17 protein-coding genes are annotated in these 17,885 nt (G+C 57.5%); 12 read left to right on the top strand and 5 right to left on the bottom strand.

Annotated features, from left to right (window positions below):
- Positions 1-37 precede the first annotated feature (37 nt).
- Positions 38-703 (top strand): ABC transporter ATP-binding protein, encoded by a 666-nt coding sequence (locus tag RSE16_09335; GenBank protein WRH74920.1) that lies wholly within the window; start codon positions 38-40, stop codon positions 701-703.
- Positions 700-3,192 (top strand): FtsX-like permease family protein, encoded by a 2,493-nt coding sequence (locus RSE16_09330; protein ID WRH74919.1) that lies wholly within the window; start codon positions 700-702, stop codon positions 3,190-3,192. The genes RSE16_09335 and RSE16_09330 overlap by 4 nt, the downstream gene beginning before the upstream one ends.
- Here RSE16_09330 and RSE16_09325 read toward each other — a convergent pair.
- Complete coding sequence (locus RSE16_09325) at positions 3,179-4,183, bottom strand: bile acid:sodium symporter family protein (GenBank protein ID WRH74918.1); 1,005 nt, start codon at positions 4,181-4,183, stop codon at positions 3,179-3,181. The genes RSE16_09330 and RSE16_09325 overlap by 14 nt on opposite strands.
- Before the next feature lie 101 nt (positions 4,184-4,284).
- Between RSE16_09325 and typA the strand changes: the two genes are divergently transcribed.
- Positions 4,285-6,105 carry a translational GTPase TypA gene (gene typA / locus RSE16_09320; GenBank protein WRH74917.1) on the top strand — a complete coding sequence of 607 codons (1,821 nt, stop codon included), beginning with the start codon at positions 4,285-4,287 and terminating at the stop codon, positions 6,103-6,105.
- A gap of 54 nt (positions 6,106-6,159) precedes the next feature.
- Here the strand turns inward: typA and RSE16_09315 are convergent, their stop codons facing one another.
- Positions 6,160-6,993 (bottom strand): outer membrane beta-barrel protein, encoded by an 834-nt coding sequence (locus tag RSE16_09315; protein WRH74916.1) that lies wholly within the window; start codon positions 6,991-6,993, stop codon positions 6,160-6,162.
- Positions 6,994-7,118: 125 nt separating this feature from the next.
- Entirely contained in the window at positions 7,119-8,327 is a 1,209-nt protein-coding gene (locus RSE16_09310; protein WRH74915.1) for an aminoacetone oxidase family FAD-binding enzyme, read from the bottom strand.
- Between the two features lie 30 nt (positions 8,328-8,357).
- On the opposite strand from RSE16_09310, the gene RSE16_09305 reads away from it, so the two are divergent.
- The 3 genes from RSE16_09305 to RSE16_09295 all read left to right on the top strand — a co-directional run bounded on the left by RSE16_09305 (position 8,358) and on the right by RSE16_09295 (position 9,208).
- Entirely contained in the window at positions 8,358-8,591 is a 234-nt protein-coding gene (locus RSE16_09305; protein WRH74914.1) for a DUF4424 family protein, read from the top strand.
- Positions 8,592-8,684: 93 nt separating this feature from the next.
- The gene (locus RSE16_09300) at positions 8,685-8,837 is read left to right on the top strand and encodes a hypothetical protein (protein ID WRH74913.1); all 153 of its coding nucleotides are present in this window, start codon (positions 8,685-8,687) and stop codon (positions 8,835-8,837) included.
- 95 nt (positions 8,838-8,932) lie between these two features.
- Positions 8,933-9,208, top strand: coding sequence for a DUF3297 family protein (locus RSE16_09295; protein WRH74912.1), 276 nt, complete (start codon positions 8,933-8,935; stop codon positions 9,206-9,208).
- Between the two features lie 6 nt (positions 9,209-9,214).
- On the opposite strand, the gene RSE16_09290 is transcribed toward RSE16_09295, so the two are convergent.
- Positions 9,215-10,348, bottom strand: coding sequence for a serine hydrolase (locus RSE16_09290; protein WRH74911.1), 1,134 nt, complete (start codon positions 10,346-10,348; stop codon positions 9,215-9,217).
- A gap of 32 nt (positions 10,349-10,380) precedes the next feature.
- On the opposite strand from RSE16_09290, the gene RSE16_09285 reads away from it, so the two are divergent.
- Positions 10,381-10,758, top strand: coding sequence for a hypothetical protein (locus RSE16_09285; protein ID WRH74910.1), 378 nt, complete (start codon positions 10,381-10,383; stop codon positions 10,756-10,758).
- Here RSE16_09285 and mnmA read toward each other — a convergent pair whose 3' ends face one another.
- Positions 10,759-11,883, bottom strand: a complete 1,125-nt coding sequence (gene mnmA / locus RSE16_09280) for a tRNA 2-thiouridine(34) synthase MnmA (GenBank protein ID WRH77334.1) — start codon at positions 11,881-11,883, stop codon at positions 10,759-10,761. It abuts the gene before it with no gap.
- Positions 11,884-12,049: 166 nt separating this feature from the next.
- Here mnmA and RSE16_09275 point away from each other — a divergent pair, with 166 nt between their 5' ends.
- The 5 genes from RSE16_09275 to RSE16_09255 all read left to right on the top strand — a co-directional run bounded on the left by RSE16_09275 (position 12,050) and on the right by RSE16_09255 (position 17,843).
- Positions 12,050-12,436, top strand: a complete 387-nt coding sequence (locus RSE16_09275; GenBank protein ID WRH74909.1) for a hypothetical protein — start codon at positions 12,050-12,052, stop codon at positions 12,434-12,436.
- The gene (locus tag RSE16_09270) at positions 12,429-12,728 is read left to right on the top strand and encodes a DUF1153 domain-containing protein (protein WRH74908.1); all 300 of its coding nucleotides are present in this window, start codon (positions 12,429-12,431) and stop codon (positions 12,726-12,728) included. The genes RSE16_09275 and RSE16_09270 overlap by 8 nt, the downstream gene beginning before the upstream one ends.
- A 149-nt stretch (positions 12,729-12,877) precedes the next feature.
- Positions 12,878-13,165 carry a GlsB/YeaQ/YmgE family stress response membrane protein gene (locus RSE16_09265; protein ID WRH74907.1) on the top strand — a complete coding sequence of 96 codons (288 nt, stop codon included), beginning with the start codon at positions 12,878-12,880 and terminating at the stop codon, positions 13,163-13,165.
- 243 nt (positions 13,166-13,408) lie between these two features.
- Entirely contained in the window at positions 13,409-14,596 is a 1,188-nt protein-coding gene (locus RSE16_09260) for an efflux RND transporter periplasmic adaptor subunit (GenBank protein ID WRH74906.1), read from the top strand.
- A 25-nt stretch (positions 14,597-14,621) separates the two neighbouring features.
- Positions 14,622-17,843: an efflux RND transporter permease subunit gene (locus RSE16_09255; protein WRH74905.1), complete on the top strand. Its 3,222-nt coding sequence runs from the start codon at positions 14,622-14,624 to the stop codon at positions 17,841-17,843.
- Positions 17,844-17,885: the final 42 nt, after the last annotated feature.

Here is a 17,885-nt window from a genome sequence, read left to right as displayed (position 1 = left end):
TCCTTCCTTGCACGCCCCAATCAATAATGAAGCGGATATGGCAATCCGCGCGTCGAATGTCACCCTCACGCTTGGTTCTTCCGAAGCGCCCGTTCACATATTACGCGGCGTCGACCTCGACGTGCCTTACGGCAAAAGCGTTGCACTGCTTGGTCCGTCAGGTTCGGGGAAAAGTTCATTGATGGCGGTGCTGGCCGGGCTTGAACGCGCAAGCGGCGGAACCGTGCAGGTCGATGGGCTGGATTTTACCAAGCTTGACGAAGACGGGCTGGCGCGGGCGCGGCGCGGGCGGATCGGTATCGTATTGCAGGCCTTTCACTTGCTACCGACCATGACCGCGCTGGAAAATGTTGCCGTACCCATGGAACTGGCCGGGATTGACGATCCGTTCGGTCGCGCTGCAACCGAATTGGAAGCGGTCGGCCTGGGCCATCGCCTGACCCATTATCCATCGCAACTATCAGGCGGCGAACAGCAGCGGGTGGCGATAGCACGCGCCATGGCCGCGCATCCGAAGATCATATTCGCAGACGAACCGACCGGAAATCTCGATGGGATAACCGGCGCAGCGATTGCGGACCTTTTGTTTGAACGGCGCGCAGAATTGGGTTCAACCTTGCTGATGATTACCCACGACCCCGCACTGGCCGCGCGCTGCGACCGCGTAATATCCATGCAGGATGGCCTGGTGGTGGACGCATGAAATTTTCTGCGCTGTGGCGGATTGCCCGACGTGACCTTTCAGCGCGTATACGCGGGCTTAGGTTGCTGGCAGTCTGCCTGTTTCTGGGCGTTGCCACGCTTGCTGCCATTGGCAGCCTAACGGCGAGCATAGCCGAGGAATTGGCCGGCCGCGGGCAGACCATATTGGGCGGCGATATCGAAATCGGCATCGCACAACGCGAAGCAACCGACGCAGAGAAACAGGCATTTGCCGCCGAAGGCAGGGTTTCGGACACGGTACGCCTGAGGGCCATGGCGATTGGCAGCGACAGCGTGCTCGCCGAACTAAAGGCGGTTGATGGCGCCTATCCGCTTTATGGCAAATTGCGCCTTACCGATGGACGCACGGTCAGCGGGCCCGGCGCAGGCGAAATCTATATCGGTCCGTCGCTTGCCAACCGGTTGGACATCAAGCCCGGCGGCACCGTGCGGTTCGGCGAAGCTCCGTTTCGCGTGAACGGGATCATTGCAGAAGAGCCTGATCGCCTTGGCGAAGGCTTTACCGTTGGCCCTGTCGCGATCATCGGGTTGCCGTCACTCCCCTCCACCGGCCTGATCCAGCCCGGCAGCATGTTTGAAAGCAAGTATCGCATCCGCCTGCCCGTCGACGCTGACCCGACCGAAGTTGCAAAGCGGCTTGAGGCCGCCTTTCCAACTGCAGGATGGGAAATCACCGACCGATCGAATGGCGCGCCGGGCACCCGCCGCTTCATTGAACGTATGGGCCAGTTCCTGACGCTGGTCGGTCTGGCTGCGCTGGTGATCGCAGGAATCGGTGTCGGAAACGGCGTCGGCAGCTATTTGGAAAGCAAGCGCGCCAGCATTGCGACGCTCAAAGTCACAGGGGCAGACAGCAGCGTCATCTTCCGCATCTATATGTTGCAGATTTTCACTGTAGCGCTCGGTGCCATAATTCTGGGCCTGGCCGCTGGAAGCCTAATGCCGCAAGTCATTGGCTGGGTCGCAGGCGACATATTGCCTGTTGCTCCCGGCTTTTCATTCCACCCTGTCCCATTGGCAGTCAGCGCGCTTTATGGCCTGATGATCGCCTTTGCCTTTGCCCTGCCCCCCTTGGCCCGGGCGCGCACGGTTCCAGCTGCGGGATTGTTCCGTTCGGTCGTCGAGGCTGGCCAGCGACCCGACCGGCGCACAGTCCTGATGGTTGCAGCAGCCATTTCGGCGATTGTCCTGCTCGCCGTTGTGACGGCGCGTGAGCCGCTATTTTCGCTCGCCTTCATCGGGGCGGCGCTCGCCTTGCTGCTTCTGCTGTCGCTGCTCGCTTGGGCACTGGCAGCCATTGCCCGGCGCCTGCCGCGGCCCAAGGCCCCGCTTCCCCGCCTTGCGCTGACAAACCTGCACCGGCCGGGCGCGCAGACCCGCGCGCTTGTCGTCGCCTTGGGGCTTGGACTGACGCTGTTTGTGACGCTGGCGGCCATCCAGACAAGCATTACCAGCGAAATCCGGACGCAGGTTCCCGAAAAGGCACCGAGTTTCTTCGCGCTGGATATCCCGCGTGAACGCAGCGCCGAATTTGAAGCGATGGTACGCGCTGCAGACAGCAAGGCCGAGATCAACATGATCCCCGCCCTTCGCGGTACCGTGGTCGAATTTGCCGGCAAACGGGTCGCCGACCTCTCCGAAATCCCGGAAGGTGCATGGATTTTGCGGGGTGATCGCGGGCTGACCTACAGTGCCGCCGTGCCCGAAGGCAGCGCTGTTGCCGAAGGTCAATGGTGGGGCGCCGATTATAGCGGTCCGCCGTTGGTGTCGGTGTATAAGGATGTCGCTGACGCCCTGGGCCTCAAGGTCGGCGACAGTCTGACGGTGAGTGTATTTGGGGTAGAGATCGCCTCCAAAGTCGCCTCGATCCGCGAAGTGAAATGGGAAAATTTCGGCCTCAACTATGCGCTGGTCTTTTCGCCCGGAACCTTTGATGCAGCGCCGCACAACATGGTGGCAACGCTGACGGTCGATAAAGCCGCGCAGGATCGGCTTGCCAAATCTATCCCCCCGGCCTTTCCATCCTCCTCGCTGATCGAAGTCGGCGAAGTTGTGGGGCAAGTGTCGATCCTGTTAACGCAAATGGCGCAGGCAATCGCTGCGGCGGCCTCTATTGCGATCCTCGCAGGCATTGCGGTGCTGGTCGGCGCAATTGCCGCCGCGCGCCAGTCGCGCATCTATGACAGTGTGATCCTGAAGCTATTGGGATCGACCCGCCGCCAGATATTGGGCGCGCAAGCGATTGAATATGGTCTGCTCGCGGTCATTCTCGGCCTTTTGTCATTACTCTTGGGGTTGGGCGCGGCCTGGTATGTCGTCGTGCAGATTTTCGATTTCAATTTCGCCCCAGACCCGGCGATATTGGCACTGACGCTTGTGGGAGGGGCTGGGCTGACCTTCCTCCTTGGTATCGCAGGATCACTGCCGATCCTCGCCGCGCGTCCGGCAGAGGCGCTTAGGAGCCTTTAGCCAGTCGGGCCGCAATCGGGGCTGAAACCAAAAGCTGCGCCATATGGTAAAGGATGGCCGGTAACAGGATCAGCCCTGCGCCGCTGCCAAAAAGGATCGCTGCCATAGGTGCGCCGGTCGCGATGCTCTTGTGCGCGCCTGCGAAGATCAGGCTGGTGCGGTCGGCACGATCCAGGCCGAGAAGGTGACCGAGGGCCCAAGATCCTGCAAAGGCCGCAAGCAGCAGCAGCCCGATCACCACCGTAAGAACAAGCAAAGTGCCACCATCGACCGCTGCAAGGCTGCCCGAGGCAACTGCCGCGGCAAAGGCCACATAGACCGCAATCACAATCACAAGCCGGTCGAAAAAGGACAATAGCCTTTTCTGCCGAACTGCCCATGCACCCATCCAGGATTGGGCAATCTGGCCAAGCGCGAATGGCAATAGCAGCATTGTGGCAATGCGCATGATGGTTTCGCTATGCAGCGACACGCCCGCTGCCGCCCCGATCACGACGGCGACCAGCAAGGGCGTAGCAATGATGCCAAGAAGATTGGATATCGCCGCGCCGACAACCGATCCTGCAATATTGCCGTTCGCCATCGCGGAATAGCTGATCGCCGATTGCACCGTAGAGGGCAGCATCGCGCAATACATCACCCCGCTAAGCAGCGCGACTGGCAGCAAGGACCCAGCCGCTTGCGCAAGGCCCCAGCCTGCAAGCGGAAAGATCAGGAAAGTGAATGCCAGCATCCCCACCTGCAGCTTCCAGCTTTTCAGCGCCGCTAAAACCTCTTTGCGCGGCAAACGCAGGCCGTGGAGGAAGAATAGCGCAAAAATGCTGACATTGCTTATCCGCTGCGCGACATCCAAGGCGCCGCCCGTCGCCGGCATCAGCCAGCCGAGCAGTATCGCACCCAAAAGCATCAGCACAAAACGGTCGGGGAACAGGCGGGCGATCATGTCGGCCTGATGAACCAGTCCTGCCGGGCTGGCAACCGGGCCCGTCATGGCCCTGCAGAATCGCACGCTTGTTGCGCCGCAGCGAAATAACAGCTAAGGGCCCGCCCAATCCGGTGGCTTTGACCACCCCTATTCCCAAAGGCAAGATAATGTCCCTGCGTAATATCGCCATCATCGCGCACGTCGATCATGGCAAGACCACCCTTGTTGATCAGCTTTTCCGCCAGTCCGGTACATTCCGCGATAACCAGCGCGTCGAAGAGCGGGCGATGGATTCGAACGATCTGGAAAAAGAACGCGGGATCACGATTCTGGCCAAGCCGACCTCGGTGGAATGGGAAGGCACGCGCATCAATATCGTCGACACCCCGGGTCACGCCGACTTTGGCGGCGAGGTGGAGCGAATCCTGTCGATGGTCGATGGCGTCATCCTGCTGGTCGATTCATCCGAAGGTGCGATGCCGCAGACGAAATTCGTGACCGGCAAGGCATTGAAGTTGGGCCTGCGCCCGATCGTTGTCGTCAACAAGATCGACCGCCCCGATGAGCGCATCCAGGAAGTGCTCGACGAAGTGTTCGACCTGTTCGTCTCATTGGACGCAACCGACGAGCAGCTTGATTTCCCCGTGCTCTATGCCTCGGGCCGCAACGGCTATGCCAACGAAAATCCGGATTTGCGCGAAGGCACGCTGACTCCGATGTTCAAGAAGATCGTCGAGCATGTGCCGCCGCCGGCTCTGGAGGTGGACGCCCCCTTCTCCTTCCTTGTGACTTTGCTCGACCGCGACAATTTCCTGGGACGTATCCTCACTGGCCGTGTCCAGTCGGGAACGGTGAAGGTCAACCAGCCGATCCACGCGCTTGATATGGATGGCAAGGTTATTGAAACCGGTCGCGCCTCGAAGATCATGACTTTCCAGGGGCTTGATCGCGTGCCAACCGACGAAGCCAGCGCGGGCGACATCATTTCGATCGCAGGTCTGACCACGGCCACAGTATCGAACACCATCGCCGACACCTCTGTCACCGAGGCGATTCAGGCGCAGCCGATCGATCCGCCAACACTGTCGATGCGTTTTGCCGTCAACGACAGCCCTATGGCGGGCCGTGAAGGCACCAAGGTAACCAGCCGCATGATCCGTGACCGGCTTGAACGCGAAGCCGAATCGAATGTCGCGATCAAGGTCACTGAAAGCGAAGATAAGGATTCGTTCGAAGTCGCCGGTCGCGGCGAACTCCAACTCGGCGTCCTTATCGAAACGATGCGCCGCGAAGGTTTTGAACTCGGTATCAGCCGCCCGCGCGTGCTGTATCGCGAAGACGAAAACGGCAACCGCACCGAACCTTATGAAACTGTCGTCATCGACGTGGATGATGAGCATTCGGGCACCGTCGTTGAGAAGATGGCGCTGCGCAAAGGTGAAATGACCGATATGCGCCCCTCGGGCGGCGGCAAGACCCGCATCACGTTCAGCGCTCCCTCGCGCGGCCTGATCGGCTATCATGGCGAATTCCTGTCCGACACGCGCGGCACGGGCATCATGAACCGTCTATTCGAAAAATACGGTCCCTATCGCGGCCCGATTGAAGGCCGCAAAAATGGCGTGCTGATCTCGAACGGCAATGGCGAAGCGGTTGCATACGCCCTCGGCCCCTTGGAAGAGCGCGGCATATTGTTCGTCTCGCCCGGCGAAGCGCTATATGAAGGCATGATCATCGGCGAGAATGCGAAGCCCGAAGACCTTGAAGTCAACCCGATGAAGTCGAAGCAGCTGACCAACTTCCGCTCGACCGGCAAGGACGACGCCATCCGCCTCACCCCGCCCAAGATCATGACGCTGGAACAGGCGATCGCCTATATCGATGACGATGAAATGGTCGAAGTGACGCCGAAAAACATCCGCATCCGCAAGGCCCTACTCGACCCGCATGAGCGCAAGAAGGCCAGCCGGAAGAAGGAAGCGGCCTGATATCAAAAAGGGCGCCGCAGTGCGGCGCCCTTTTGTTTTACCAGTATCGCAGCTTCAGAAACGCAGCGAAGCCGTCAATCGGATGTTCTGCTGATCAAAGTCGCTGTCACTGCGGCGCATGGCTGTTCCCGCCGGATTAATGAGTAGGAACGGATTGGTTGCTGGCGCAGAGCCCGCACCCACATTGACGCGAAATTTATCGTCAACGAAATTGGTGTAGAGATATTCGAGGCCCATAGAGAAATTGCGGGCAATTTTCACCTCGGCCCCACCGCCATAGCTATAGCCCCAACTGCTGTTCTTACCGCTGGTTGCGAAGCTGTTGACCGCATTGGTCGTAGTGAAGCCGTTTTTGATCTTGCCATAGGCCGCTCCGCCCGTGACGTAAAACAAGGCGCCGCGTGCTGCATAACCAACGCGCGCACGTGCACCGAGCGAATAGTCGAGCTTTCGCGTAAAAGTGTAGGATGCGGGGGTCGAACTGAAGGCACTCACGCTATCGCGGGATTCCGATCGGCCACCATCTACCAAAAAGCCATAAACCATATTGCCGTTTTGAGCGTCGTAACCGGCCCTGATATAATATTCGAGACCGTCACGATCGCCGCGACAGTCGATAGGCGCTGTCCCTACCGCCGCGCCGTTGCAAAATCCGGGTGCGAAAGCCGCAGCGCTGGTCGACGTCGACACAGTGTCGCCGAAAGTTCCGTCAAGATTGGTGTCGAACAATATGGTCTCGCCACGGTCATTATTTTGGGCACCAAGCCCAAAAGAGCCTCCGATATAGGCGCCTTCCCAATGTTCATCCGGATCCTGAGCTGCAGCGGGTGTAATGGCGACGCCCAATAGGGCAGACGCAAATATTGCTTGATAGCCGAGACGTTTCATATCGGTATCCCTTTTTGTTGTGGTGGCGATGCCAACCCTCAGGGCGCCGAAATGATGCATTGATGATCGATGATAGTTGCTGAAGCGCCCTTGCGAGGCGACCAGCCGAAGATACCAGACGTCTGTTACAAGGCCTGGCCTACGGCGACACCGCTCGCCCAGGCCCATTGGAAATTATAGCCACCTAGCCAGCCGGTAACGTCGACGGCCTCCCCGATGAAATGGAGGCCCGGGACCGTTTTTGCTTCCAGCGTCTTTTGTGACAACCCGTCAGTGGATACACCGCCACGGGTGACTTCGGCCTTGGCATAGCCTTCACTGCCATTGGGGTGGAACATCCAGCTATCCAGCCTTGCGCCTGCATCCGCCAGTTTGCGATCAGATTGATCTGCAAGATTACCAGCCATTGCCAGTTGCCCTGCCAGCGCCTCGGCCAGACGTGCAGGCAGATGCCGTTCAAGCGTCGAGCGCAACGTTGCACGGGGATTGGCGCGTTTGGCATCGGCGAGCAGCATGGCTGCATCGGCATCGGGCAGAAAATCGATCAGGATCGGATCACCATTCGACCAATAGCTGCTGGCTTGCAGAATGGCAGGGCCGGACAGCCCCTTGTGCGTGAAAAGTGCGGCTTCGCGAAATGCTGATTTGCCGGCACCTGCAATCACCTCTGCCGATACGCCCGAAAGCTCGCGAAACAAAACATCGTCACCACCCAGCGTAAGCGGCACCAATGCCGGCCGCGGCTCGACAACTTTCAGGCCAAATTGGCGCGCAAGATCATAGGCAAAGCCCGTTGCGCCCATCTTGGGAATGCTTGGCCCACCGGTCGCAACAATCAAACGCGGCGCGCTTGCGGACAGATTGCCATAGGCGACCGCAAAATTGCTGCCATCATGCGACACCGCGCGCACATCAAGGCCGAAGGCAAAATCAACGCGGCCACCCATGGCGACTGCCTTGTCACATTCATCCATCAGCATCGCGACGATCTGCCGCGCGCTGCCATCACAGAATAACTGGCCGAGCGTCTTTTCGTGAAAGGCGATGCCGTGCGCCGCGACAAGATCGATAAAATCCTGCGGTTCATAACGCCCCAGCGCCGATTTGGCGAAATGCGGATTGGCAGAAATATAGCGATCCTGCGCATTCTGGCTGGTCGCGTGCACATTGGTAAAGTTGCACCGGCCGCCACCGGAAATCAGGATTTTCTTACCCGGGCCAGAGGCATGGTCGATCACCAGCACGCGGTGCCCGCGCTGCCCTGCTGTCAAGGCAGCCATCAATCCCGCGCCGCCTGCACCCAATATTATTGCATCATAATTTCCAGCTTTCATTGCACGCCCTTGGCATGGCATCGCAATAACATGAAGGAGTTTATCGCCTTTGTCGCTTTGGGTGCGTGCGCCGCACCATCTTTTGCCAATGACAGCAGCGTCCTTATCGTCGGCAAGGACAAGCCTTGCAAACTGGTCAGTCTTTGCATGGACGCGGTGAAGAAAATCGGCTCGACTCGCTTTGAGGTGCGCAAATCCAACTTTGATCCGACCCGCGACATCCAGATCCCGTTCGCCGAATTTTGCGACCCTAACGCCTTGTAATCGCGCATATTGCGAGCGATTCGCAAATGATCCAATAAGCTGCTACATAGCTCTGATACTTCTGGATGACAGTTTCGGGAAGGACCCTGCACCATGAAGCGTTTAGATGATCATGACGAACTAACAGAAACCGAAGCCAGCGGCGGTGTGAAAGAACATGGCGTCCGCTATGTTCTTGGCATTTCGCTGTTTCTGGCGATTGTCGCAATGTCGCTAATGTGGATCATACCGTCGGTGACGAACTGAAACGGGGTTGTTTCGCGTCGGCAATTTGTGAAGCCCAAGTGGCCATTCGATTGAGCCCCTATTGAAAATCCGCGCCGGGACGGTAAAGGCGCGGAATGACAGACAGCAACAACCTGCCGCCCGACCGGATTTCGATCCACCCGTTTAGCGAATTTTTCGACGAAACCGCACTTTCGCGCGGCATCGGAATCCGCTTCAAGGGCCAGCAACGGACCACGGTCGAGGAATATTGCATTTCCGAAGGCTGGATCAAGGTATCCGCCGGCAAAAGTCGTGATCGTCACGGAAAGCCCATGCAGTTGATGTTGAAGGGCCCGGTTGAAGCCTGGTTTGAAGACCTAGGCGACGACGCACCGGTTGCCAAAGCCTGACACCCCTCAATATCGCGGGAAAATTGCAATCAACTTCGCCAACTGATCATTGATCGGATCGAGTTGGTCGTCCTGCGTTTTGCCGAGGCGTACAATGGTCAGCCGATGCTGCGGCGAAACGATTACGAACTGGCCAAGATGGCCTAGCGCAGCAAACACATCCGACGGGGCCTTACCGGGAAACAGCACCTGGTCGCTTCCCGCAGGCCGACGCTTGTTCAGCCAAAGCTGCCCGCCATAAGCTGCGTCCGTCGCGCTTGACGCTTTCATGAAGCGGGCCCAACTGGTTGGCATGATCTGCGCCGAACGGACCGAGCCGTTGTTACGCAGAAATTCCCCAAACTTGGCCCAGTCGCGCGCCGTTGCATGGATCATGCTTCCACCCAGCATCGTCCCGCTACGATCAAATTCAGGAACTGCGCTATTCATTCCCAGCGGTTCAAACAGACGGCCACGGGCATAATCGAGCATCGTATTTTTGCGCACGACAGGATCCCGGCTGTCGGTCAATGTCCGTGTCATGATGTCTACAAGGATATGCGTAGTGGCCGTCGAATATTCAAATTTGCCACCCGGCTGGGCCTCAAGATTACGTTTCTCAGCATAACTGGCGACATTTTCGCGCCCATCGAGGAATAGTAATCTTGTGGTATCTGCATCGTAGATTTGTTTTTCGCCCTCGGCCATTTCGGTGTGATCAAGGCCTGACGCCATGTGCAGCAACTGCCGCAATGTTATTTTTGCGCGCGGATCCCCCGGGCTTGACCATTCGGGAACGGGTGCCGGATCATCCAGAACGAGTAGCCCGTCGGCAACCATGAGGCCGACCAGCGTTGCGGTAACGCTTTTTGCCATTGACCAGCTGATCAACCGGGTTTCGGGACCATAACCAGATGCATAGCGTTCGGCGACAATCCGCCCGCCTTGCATCACAACAAGCGCACGGGTTTCCGCCAGCGCCGGGTCCTCGAAAAACGGTGCGATAGCCGAGCGGAGCCGTTCCTGGCCGGGCGCAGCATCAGCAGCAATTGTTTCGATTCCGGGCCCCGCTGGCAGCGGATCGACATCCGCATTTTCCCCGCACGCCGAAAGCATGAATGAAATCGCAGTTGCATGGTACAGCAGTTTGAATCTAGGCATCGTGAACGGTGAATGCACCAGGAAGGAATGTAATGGCAACCGCAAGTTCAAACCACGGCGCGAACATACCGATGCCACTGCGCAAGAAAATCGGCTATGCCGCCGCCGCGCTAATCGGGCTGGCGGGGCTTTGGTTTGCCCTCAATTTTGCGCACATCAAGTCGCAGGCAAAACTGGGCGCTTCCTATGGCGCACATATTGCCTGCTCTTGCCGCTATATCGAAGGCCGACAGCTTGCCTCCTGCGAAAGCGATTTCGAACCGGGGATGGAAATGGTGCGTCTATCCGCCGACGACGAAAATCAGCGTATTCGCGCTTCTATCCCGCTGCTTGCAGAAGCCTATGCCGAGCGTCGGGGAAGTTTCGGTTGTTTGCAGCTTAATCAGGCCGAAATTGACGCGATCGATTAATCAGGCGGCAATATCCGCCAGCGCGGAGGCAGTTTCCTCGATCCAGCCTCCGCCCAACACACGATCGCCATCGTAAAGCACAGCCGCCTGCCCCGGCGCGACACCATATTCGTCCGCATCAAAACGCAGCCATTCGCCATCAATCCTTGCGGGCACAGGTTTTGCGAGTGAGCGTACCTTAGCCATCACCGCCCTGCCCTCAACCGCGCCAAGCCAATTTGGCTCAATTATGCGGGCAGCCGACACTGCGAGCGCCCGTTTCGGTCCGACGACCACAGCTTGCTTCTCAGGGTCAAGCCGGACAACATAAAGGGGCTCGGCAAGGCCCCCTATCTCCAGACCGCGTCTTTGCCCGACGGTATAATGGATCAAGCCCTTGTGCCGGCCCAGCTCTCGCCCTTGAAGATCGACAATCGGTCCATCGCTGTCCGCTTCGGGCCGAACCTTGCGAACGACCGATGCATAGTCGCCCTCCGGCACGAAGCAAATATCCTGACTGTCCGGCTTGTTCGCAACAACGAGCCCTAGTTCCTGCGCAATCGCCCGCACCTGCGGCTTGGGCATTCCACCCAGTGGAAAGCGCAGATAAGAGAGTTGCTCGATCGTGGTTGCGAAAAGGAAGTAACTCTGGTCGCGCGCAGGATCGAGCGCACGGTGCAGTTCAGGTCCAGACGTTCCATTTACCCGTCTGACATAATGGCCGGTCGCGAGGCAATCCGCGCCCAGTTCTTTTGCCAGTCGGAATAGATCGGTAAACTTCACCCCCATATTGCAGCGCACGCAAGGGATGGGCGTGCGACCACGCATATATTCGTCCGCAAAATGATCGATCACGGAATCGCGGAAACGACTCTCATGGTCGAAGACATAATGGTTGATGCCTAACCGGTCGGCAACGGACCGCGCATCGCGAATGTCCTGCCCCGCACAGCAACTTCCCGCGCGCTTGACCGCGCTACCATGATCATAAAGCTGCAGTGTTACGCCAATCGTTTCCGCACCGGAACGCGCCGCAAGCGCAGCAACAACCGACGAATCAACGCCGCCCGACATGGCGACAACGATTCGCTTGCCCCGAAGGTCGGCGCCCAGTTGAAAATCGGCGGGAGAAAAATCAACAGACATGTGCGCCCGATAGGCGGAAATTGCCGATTTGGGAACCGCAGACCGCATTTCGACCGAAAACAGCGGAAAATCAGGTGGCAAATGCTAATTTCCGTTAACCTCGACTAACGCTTTTTGAACCGCCTTTTTACCAGACGTTATATCTCTGTGTGTAATCCGGTCGACGATGAAACTGGATTTTCCACATAATCATGCTCCATCCGCGAGGGATGCTGCGCGAGGGCGTTATGCCGCGTTGGTTGCGAATGCAGCCAATCGGCAGGTCGGGTCCACCGCTCTCGCCGGAACAGGTGTACCAGCACCTGCCTCGGTAAATCGCAACAGCATTGCTGGACGGATCATGTTTTTCAGTGGGCTTTCGCAGCGTGATCGCGGCTTTGTTAGCGGCGCATTCCTTCCCGGTTTTCCGGACAAAGGCTTTGCTTCGGATAACAATAAAGACGCGGTTAACCGAAACGCTTCAGCGAATGGCAAAGACAGTTTCCTAGATTCGGACCAGCCGGAATATCCGGGCGCTTTGCGGGGCATGGAACATCGAGGACAGAATGATTGAAAACCAGAAAATCCGCCCCGCGCAGGTTATCGGTCCGCTAGGCGAACCCCTGACGGTCGACAGTCTGCCACCGCCATCGACGACACGCTGGGTCGTGCGTCGCAAGGCTGAAGTCGTGGCCGCAGTTAACGGCGGACTGCTTTCGGTCAGTGAAGTATGCGAACGCTATGGCCTGACACTTGAAGAATTTGCGTCGTGGCAGCGCGCAATTGACCGTTCGGGAATGCCGGGCCTGCGCGTAACACGCATCCAGCATTATCGCGATCTTTACGAGCGACAGCAGAAATATTGATCTGCAATTCCAGTCCAAAAAAGCCATGCTCCCGGTAGAAATGCCGGGAGCATTTTTTACATTTGCACGCCAAAATCAGTTACTTTGCGCTTGCCTACGTTACCCGAAAACCGGACGATGCCTCCTTCAACGGGAAGGAAGGAAAACATATGGATTTCTTTGCAGAAAATGGCTGGATCGGCTGGATCATCATCGGCGGCCTTGCCGGTATGGTTGGCAAATTTCTCATGCCTGGCAATGATGGTGGCGGTGTTATCATCACCATCATTCTTGGGATAGCCGGTGCCCTATTGATGGGCCTTTTGGGCGGGCTGACCGGCTGGTATTCGTCCGGCGAAGGCCCAGACTTCATCGCCGCAGTGATCGGTTCAATTATCCTGCTGATCGGATATCGCATTGTCCGCAATAACAAGGGTGGTACACCACCTTCAACCTGAAGACCCTACTCTAGGGTAGAACATCTATGGCCGGTAGTGTCGAGCATTGCCGGCCATTCTGATGCAGTTCATCGAAAATTCTGGTCCAGTGGCTTTTTCTAATGTTTTCGCGCCGTCGTAGCGGCTAAGGTTCGCTAGCTACGGACGTAAACCTAGCTTGCTATGGGTGATTTATTTACCTAATACAGCCTGTCAAAAACAAAAACCAGAATCTCCCGAAGGGCGATCCGATTGGACCGGACGATGAACTTTGAAACTACCATTTCAACAGCCGATGGATATGTCGGCTCCGGCGACTTGGACGACAGCAAAAAGCGTCGCAACATTGCGGTAGCGCTGGTCGTTGTCATCGCGCTGGCCGCAGCCGTCTATTATTTCTTTTTTGCCGGCAGCGGTGCTGACTCGGGTGCTGAGGGCAAACAGTCGCAGGCTCAAACGGTTTCAGTGCTCATACCGGGTAACGGCGTGGTTGAGCGTAAGATCAATGCGACCGGCATTCTTGCCGCACGCCGAGAAATTCCCGTGGGGGTCGTCGGCGAAGGCGGCCAAGTGTTGCGCGTCTATGTTGATGCCGGGGATTGGGTTCAGCAGGGTCAGGTTCTCGCCAGTATCGAACGTTCGGTCCAAACACAGCAGATTGCGGGCATGCAGGCTCAAATCAACGCTGCTCGGGCTGATCTCAACCTCGCTCAAAATGAACTCGACCGTGCACTGCAACTGGTTGAACGCGGCTTTGTCTCCAAAACTGACGTCGATCGCAAAACTGCCAACCGTGACAGCGCGCGCGCGCGGCTGGGCGTAGCTGATGCCCAACTGCGCGAAATGCAGGCCCGCACGGCTCGCCTTGATATTCGCGCGCCGGTTGGCGGCTTTGTTCTGGAACGCAATGTGGAAACCGGCCAGACCGTTGGCCAAGGCAGCGGCATGCTGTTCCGCCTTGCGCAAGGCGGCGAGTTCGAACTTCAGGCGCAACTGGGCGAAGCCGACCTTGCCAACCTCTCGACAGGCGTTACCGCCAGCGTTTCCCCCGTCGGTACAGAGCGTGTTTTCAACGGCACGATCTGGCAGATTGCGCCGATGATCAACGAACAAACCCGCCAGGGCATCGCCCGCATTTCACTGCCTTTTGATCGTGCGCTGAAGCCGGGTGGTTTTGCCAATGTCGAAATCAAGGCCGGCTCTACCACCGCGCCGCTGCTTCCGGAATCTGCCGTACAGAACGATCAGAAGGGAAGCTATGTCTATCTGATCGATGCAAAGAACAAGGTGGTCCGTCGAGAGGTTAAAATCGGTGACGTGACGCCGAACGGGTTGATCGTTCAGGAAGGCCTTACGGGCAATGAGCGCGTCGTCGCTTATGCTGGCGGCTTCCTCAACCCTGACGAAACCGTCAATCCCCGACTCGTCAAGCCCGGCGTGATCGCGCGCTGATCCGGCCTGAGACAGAGGAAACGCGATGCGCAATATTTCCGCCTGGTCGATACGCAATCCAGTCGTCCCGATCGTCCTGTTTGTCGGACTGATCCTTGCCGGCATCGTTTCGTTCAGCGGAATGAAGGTGCAGAACGATCCGGACATCGAATTCCCGATCGTTATCGTCAACATCGCGCAACCTGGGGCTGCACCGACCGAAATTGAAACACAGATTACGCAACGCGTAGAATCCGCGGTCCGAACGATCAGCGGAGTGCAGTCAATCAGTTCGACTGCGCGTGAAGGCAGCAACGATACCGTCATCGAGTTCAAGATCGGCGAAGATATCAACCAAGCGGTCAATGACGTCAAAAACGCGATCGATCAGGTCCGCGGCGAACTGCCGGACGGAATTCTCGAACCGCAGGTATTCAAGGCGCAGACGTCGTCTGATCCGATTGCCTATTTTGCGGTTGCCGCGGATGACATGACGATCGAGCAATTGAGCTGGTTTGTCGACGATACAATCACAAAGCGCTTGCTTGGCGTTAAAGGCATGGCGGAAGTTTCCCGCGCCGGCGGCGTTGACCGTGAAATTCGCGTAACGATCAATCTTCCGAAGATGCAGTCGATGGGCGTCACCGCGGCGCAGATCAACAACGTCCTCCGTCAGGTCAATCTGAATGCCACCGGTGGACGCGCTGAAATCGCTGGATCGCGCCAATCTGTTCGCATTTTGGGGAACGCCGCAACCGCTTATGATCTTTCGCAAACCCGGATATCCCTTGGTGGCGGCAAATCTGTAAAGCTTTCGGATGTTGCGGATGTCAGCGATTCCTATGGTGAGCAACGGTCTTTAGGCAAGGCTAATGGCAAGCAGGTCGTTACTTTCGGGATCACGCGTGCACGCGGCGAGTCCGATGTGTCGGTCTATGATGGCGCTTGGGAACGGCTGCAGCAGATTGAAAAGGAAAATCCGGGGATCAAGGTCACCCGCCTATTCACCAGCGTTGATTATACCAAGGGTCAGTATCGCAGTTCGATGGCTGCGATGATTGAAGGCGCGCTGCTGGCAATTGTTGTGGTCTTCCTGTTCCTGCGAGACTGGCGCGCAACGATCATTTCGGCGATCGCTATCCCGCTCAGCGCAATCCCGACCTTCTGGTTCATGGATCTGCTAGGCTTTACCCTCAACTCCATTTCACTACTTGCGCTCGGGTTGGTCGCAGGTGTCCTTGTCGATGATGCGATTGTTGAGATTGAGAATATCGTGCGGCATATGCGCATGGGCAAGTCAGCCTACCAGGCGTCAATTGATGCAGCAGATGAAATCGGGCTCGCAGTTGTCGCAACGACATTTTCTATTGTCGCTGTGTTCCTGCCTGTTGGCCTGATGCCCGGCATTTCCGGCCAGTTCTTCAAGAACTTCGGTTTGACCGTTGTTGTCTCGGTGCTGATGAGCCTTGCCGTCGCGCGCATGATCACACCAATGGTCGCAGCCTATTTCCTGAAGGCGCATGGCGAGGAAGAGCATGGCGCAGGCCGTCTCATGGACATTTACATGAAGATTCTGGGCTGGACACTCGATAAGCGCAAGGCGAAGGCCTATCGTGCACAAGGCACGCGGCGGAGCATGCGGCGTAACTTTGTAAGCGTCTTTCTTGATCATCGCATGTGGATGGTTGGCATTGGGGTTGTTGCGCTCGCCCTCACCGGCGTCATGTTCGCAGTGATCCCCATGCAATTTTTCCCGAACACAAATTCCGATTTCAGCCAAGTCCGCATCGAAATGGTGCCCGGAACGACATTGCGTCAGACCGAGGCTGTGGCAGATGAGGTTTCCGATGTCATTCGCCGCGAACCAGAAGTCGAAACTGCACTTGCCCGCATCAACGAGGGCAACGCGCGTATCTTCATCACGCTCAAGAAAGATCGTGAACGTTCGAGCATGGAATTCGAACGTGAACTAACGCCTGCCCTCCAAAAAATCGCCGATGCACGGGTATCCTTCGCGAGCATGGGTGGCGGCCCCGGAGGCGGAACCGGCAGACCCATCAACATCATGCTTTCGGGTTCAAATTCTGAGCTGCTGGAGGCGACAGCAAACACGCTGGTCGAACAGATGAAAACACTCGATGTGGTGGTTGCACCGCGCATCGCGGCCGACTTGAAGCGCCCGGAAATCATCATCCGTCCGCGCACTGAACTCGCGGCTTCGCTGGGTGTAACGACTGCTTCTTTGAGCCAGACAATTCGGATCGCAACGCAGGGCGATATCGATCAGAACAGTGCAAAATTCTCGCTAACTGACCGGCAGGTTCCCATTCGGGTGATGCTGCCCGAAGCTTCGCGTCGTGACCTCTCGACCATTCGCAATCTCCCTGTTCCGACCGCCAATGGCGGCTCGGTGCCGCTCGAACGCGTTGCCGACATCAGCTTTGGCGCAGGCCCTACCTCGATCCAGCGCTACAAGCAGAACCGCCGTATTTTCGTGGGCGCCGACTTGCCCCCGGGCGTTGTCAAAAGCACCGCGCAGGAAGCGATTAACAAGCTGCCGATCATGCAGAACCTGCCCACTGGCGTGTCGAATGATCCTTTTGGTGAGGACGAATGGCAGCAGGAAATGATCGCAAACTTCTCGATCGCACTGGTTTCAGGCATTCTGCTGGTGTTTTCGGTCCTTGTACTACTTTACAAGCGCTTCATGTCACCGCTGGTGAACATGAGTTCGCTTGCACTTGCACCTCTGGGCGGGCTGATCGCATTGGCTCTTGCAGGACAGTCGCAATCGATGCCCGTCTATATCGGGATATTGATGCTGTTCGGTATCGTCGCCAAGAACTCAATCCTTCTCATCGACTTTGCCATTGAGGAAATGGAGCGCGGCATTCCAAAATATCAGGCCATCATGGAGGCGGGGCATAAGCGTGCGCAGCCCATCGTGATGACCACTGTCGCGATGACTGCCGGTATGATTCCGACTGCAATATCGCTTTCGGGCGATGGCGCATGGCGTGCGCCGATGGGCACCGTGGTGATCGGCGGTCTAACCTTGTCCACGCTTCTAACACTCTTGATCGTTCCCGCTGGCTTCAGCCTTGCCGATGGCGTTGAAAAGCGGGTTGGCCCCTGGCTGCGCCGCAACCTTCTTACTTTCCAACCGGGCGATGACGACGAAGACAATCGCCGCAATGATTCGATAGGTTCCGCCCACCCTCCTTCCGGACCAGCCGCCCTGCCCGGCGGATTGCAACCTGCCGAATAGCAATGGCCATTTTGGCACCTCGCAGCGGGTGATGTTGTGAAG

Source organism: Sphingobium sp., from assembly GCA_035196065.1.
Classification (GTDB): Bacteria; Pseudomonadota; Alphaproteobacteria; order Sphingomonadales; family Sphingomonadaceae; genus Sphingorhabdus_B; species Sphingorhabdus_B rara.
This window is presented reverse-complemented; position numbering and strand designations above follow the sequence as displayed.

Excerpts from the sequence above, each read along its gene's own strand:
- RSE16_09300 (WRH74913.1), top strand. The coding sequence starts at position 8,685 with ATGAAGCGTTTAGATGATCATGACGAACTAACAGAAACCGAAGCCAGC.
- RSE16_09270 (WRH74908.1), top strand. The coding sequence starts at position 12,429 with ATGATTGAAAACCAGAAAATCCGCCCCGCGCAGGTTATCGGTCCGCTA.
- RSE16_09255 (WRH74905.1), top strand. The coding sequence starts at position 14,622 with ATGCGCAATATTTCCGCCTGGTCGATACGCAATCCAGTCGTCCCGATC.
- typA (WRH74917.1), top strand. The coding sequence starts at position 4,285 with ATGTCCCTGCGTAATATCGCCATCATCGCGCACGTCGATCATGGCAAG.
- RSE16_09285 (WRH74910.1), top strand. The coding sequence starts at position 10,381 with ATGGCAACCGCAAGTTCAAACCACGGCGCGAACATACCGATGCCACTG.
- RSE16_09265 (WRH74907.1), top strand. The coding sequence starts at position 12,878 with ATGGATTTCTTTGCAGAAAATGGCTGGATCGGCTGGATCATCATCGGC.
- RSE16_09310 (WRH74915.1), bottom strand. The coding sequence starts at position 8,327 with ATGAAAGCTGGAAATTATGATGCAATAATATTGGGTGCAGGCGGCGCG.
- mnmA (WRH77334.1), bottom strand. The coding sequence starts at position 11,883 with ATGTCTGTTGATTTTTCTCCCGCCGATTTTCAACTGGGCGCCGACCTT.
- RSE16_09290 (WRH74911.1), bottom strand. The coding sequence starts at position 10,348 with ATGCCTAGATTCAAACTGCTGTACCATGCAACTGCGATTTCATTCATG.
- RSE16_09335 (WRH74920.1), top strand. The coding sequence starts at position 38 with ATGGCAATCCGCGCGTCGAATGTCACCCTCACGCTTGGTTCTTCCGAA.
- RSE16_09315 (WRH74916.1), bottom strand. The coding sequence starts at position 6,993 with ATGAAACGTCTCGGCTATCAAGCAATATTTGCGTCTGCCCTATTGGGC.
- RSE16_09325 (WRH74918.1), bottom strand. The coding sequence starts at position 4,183 with ATGACGGGCCCGGTTGCCAGCCCGGCAGGACTGGTTCATCAGGCCGAC.
- RSE16_09295 (WRH74912.1), top strand. The coding sequence starts at position 8,933 with ATGACAGACAGCAACAACCTGCCGCCCGACCGGATTTCGATCCACCCG.
- RSE16_09330 (WRH74919.1), top strand. The coding sequence starts at position 700 with ATGAAATTTTCTGCGCTGTGGCGGATTGCCCGACGTGACCTTTCAGCG.
- RSE16_09275 (WRH74909.1), top strand. The coding sequence starts at position 12,050 with ATGAAACTGGATTTTCCACATAATCATGCTCCATCCGCGAGGGATGCT.
- RSE16_09305 (WRH74914.1), top strand. The coding sequence starts at position 8,358 with ATGAAGGAGTTTATCGCCTTTGTCGCTTTGGGTGCGTGCGCCGCACCA.
- RSE16_09260 (WRH74906.1), top strand. The coding sequence starts at position 13,409 with ATGAACTTTGAAACTACCATTTCAACAGCCGATGGATATGTCGGCTCC.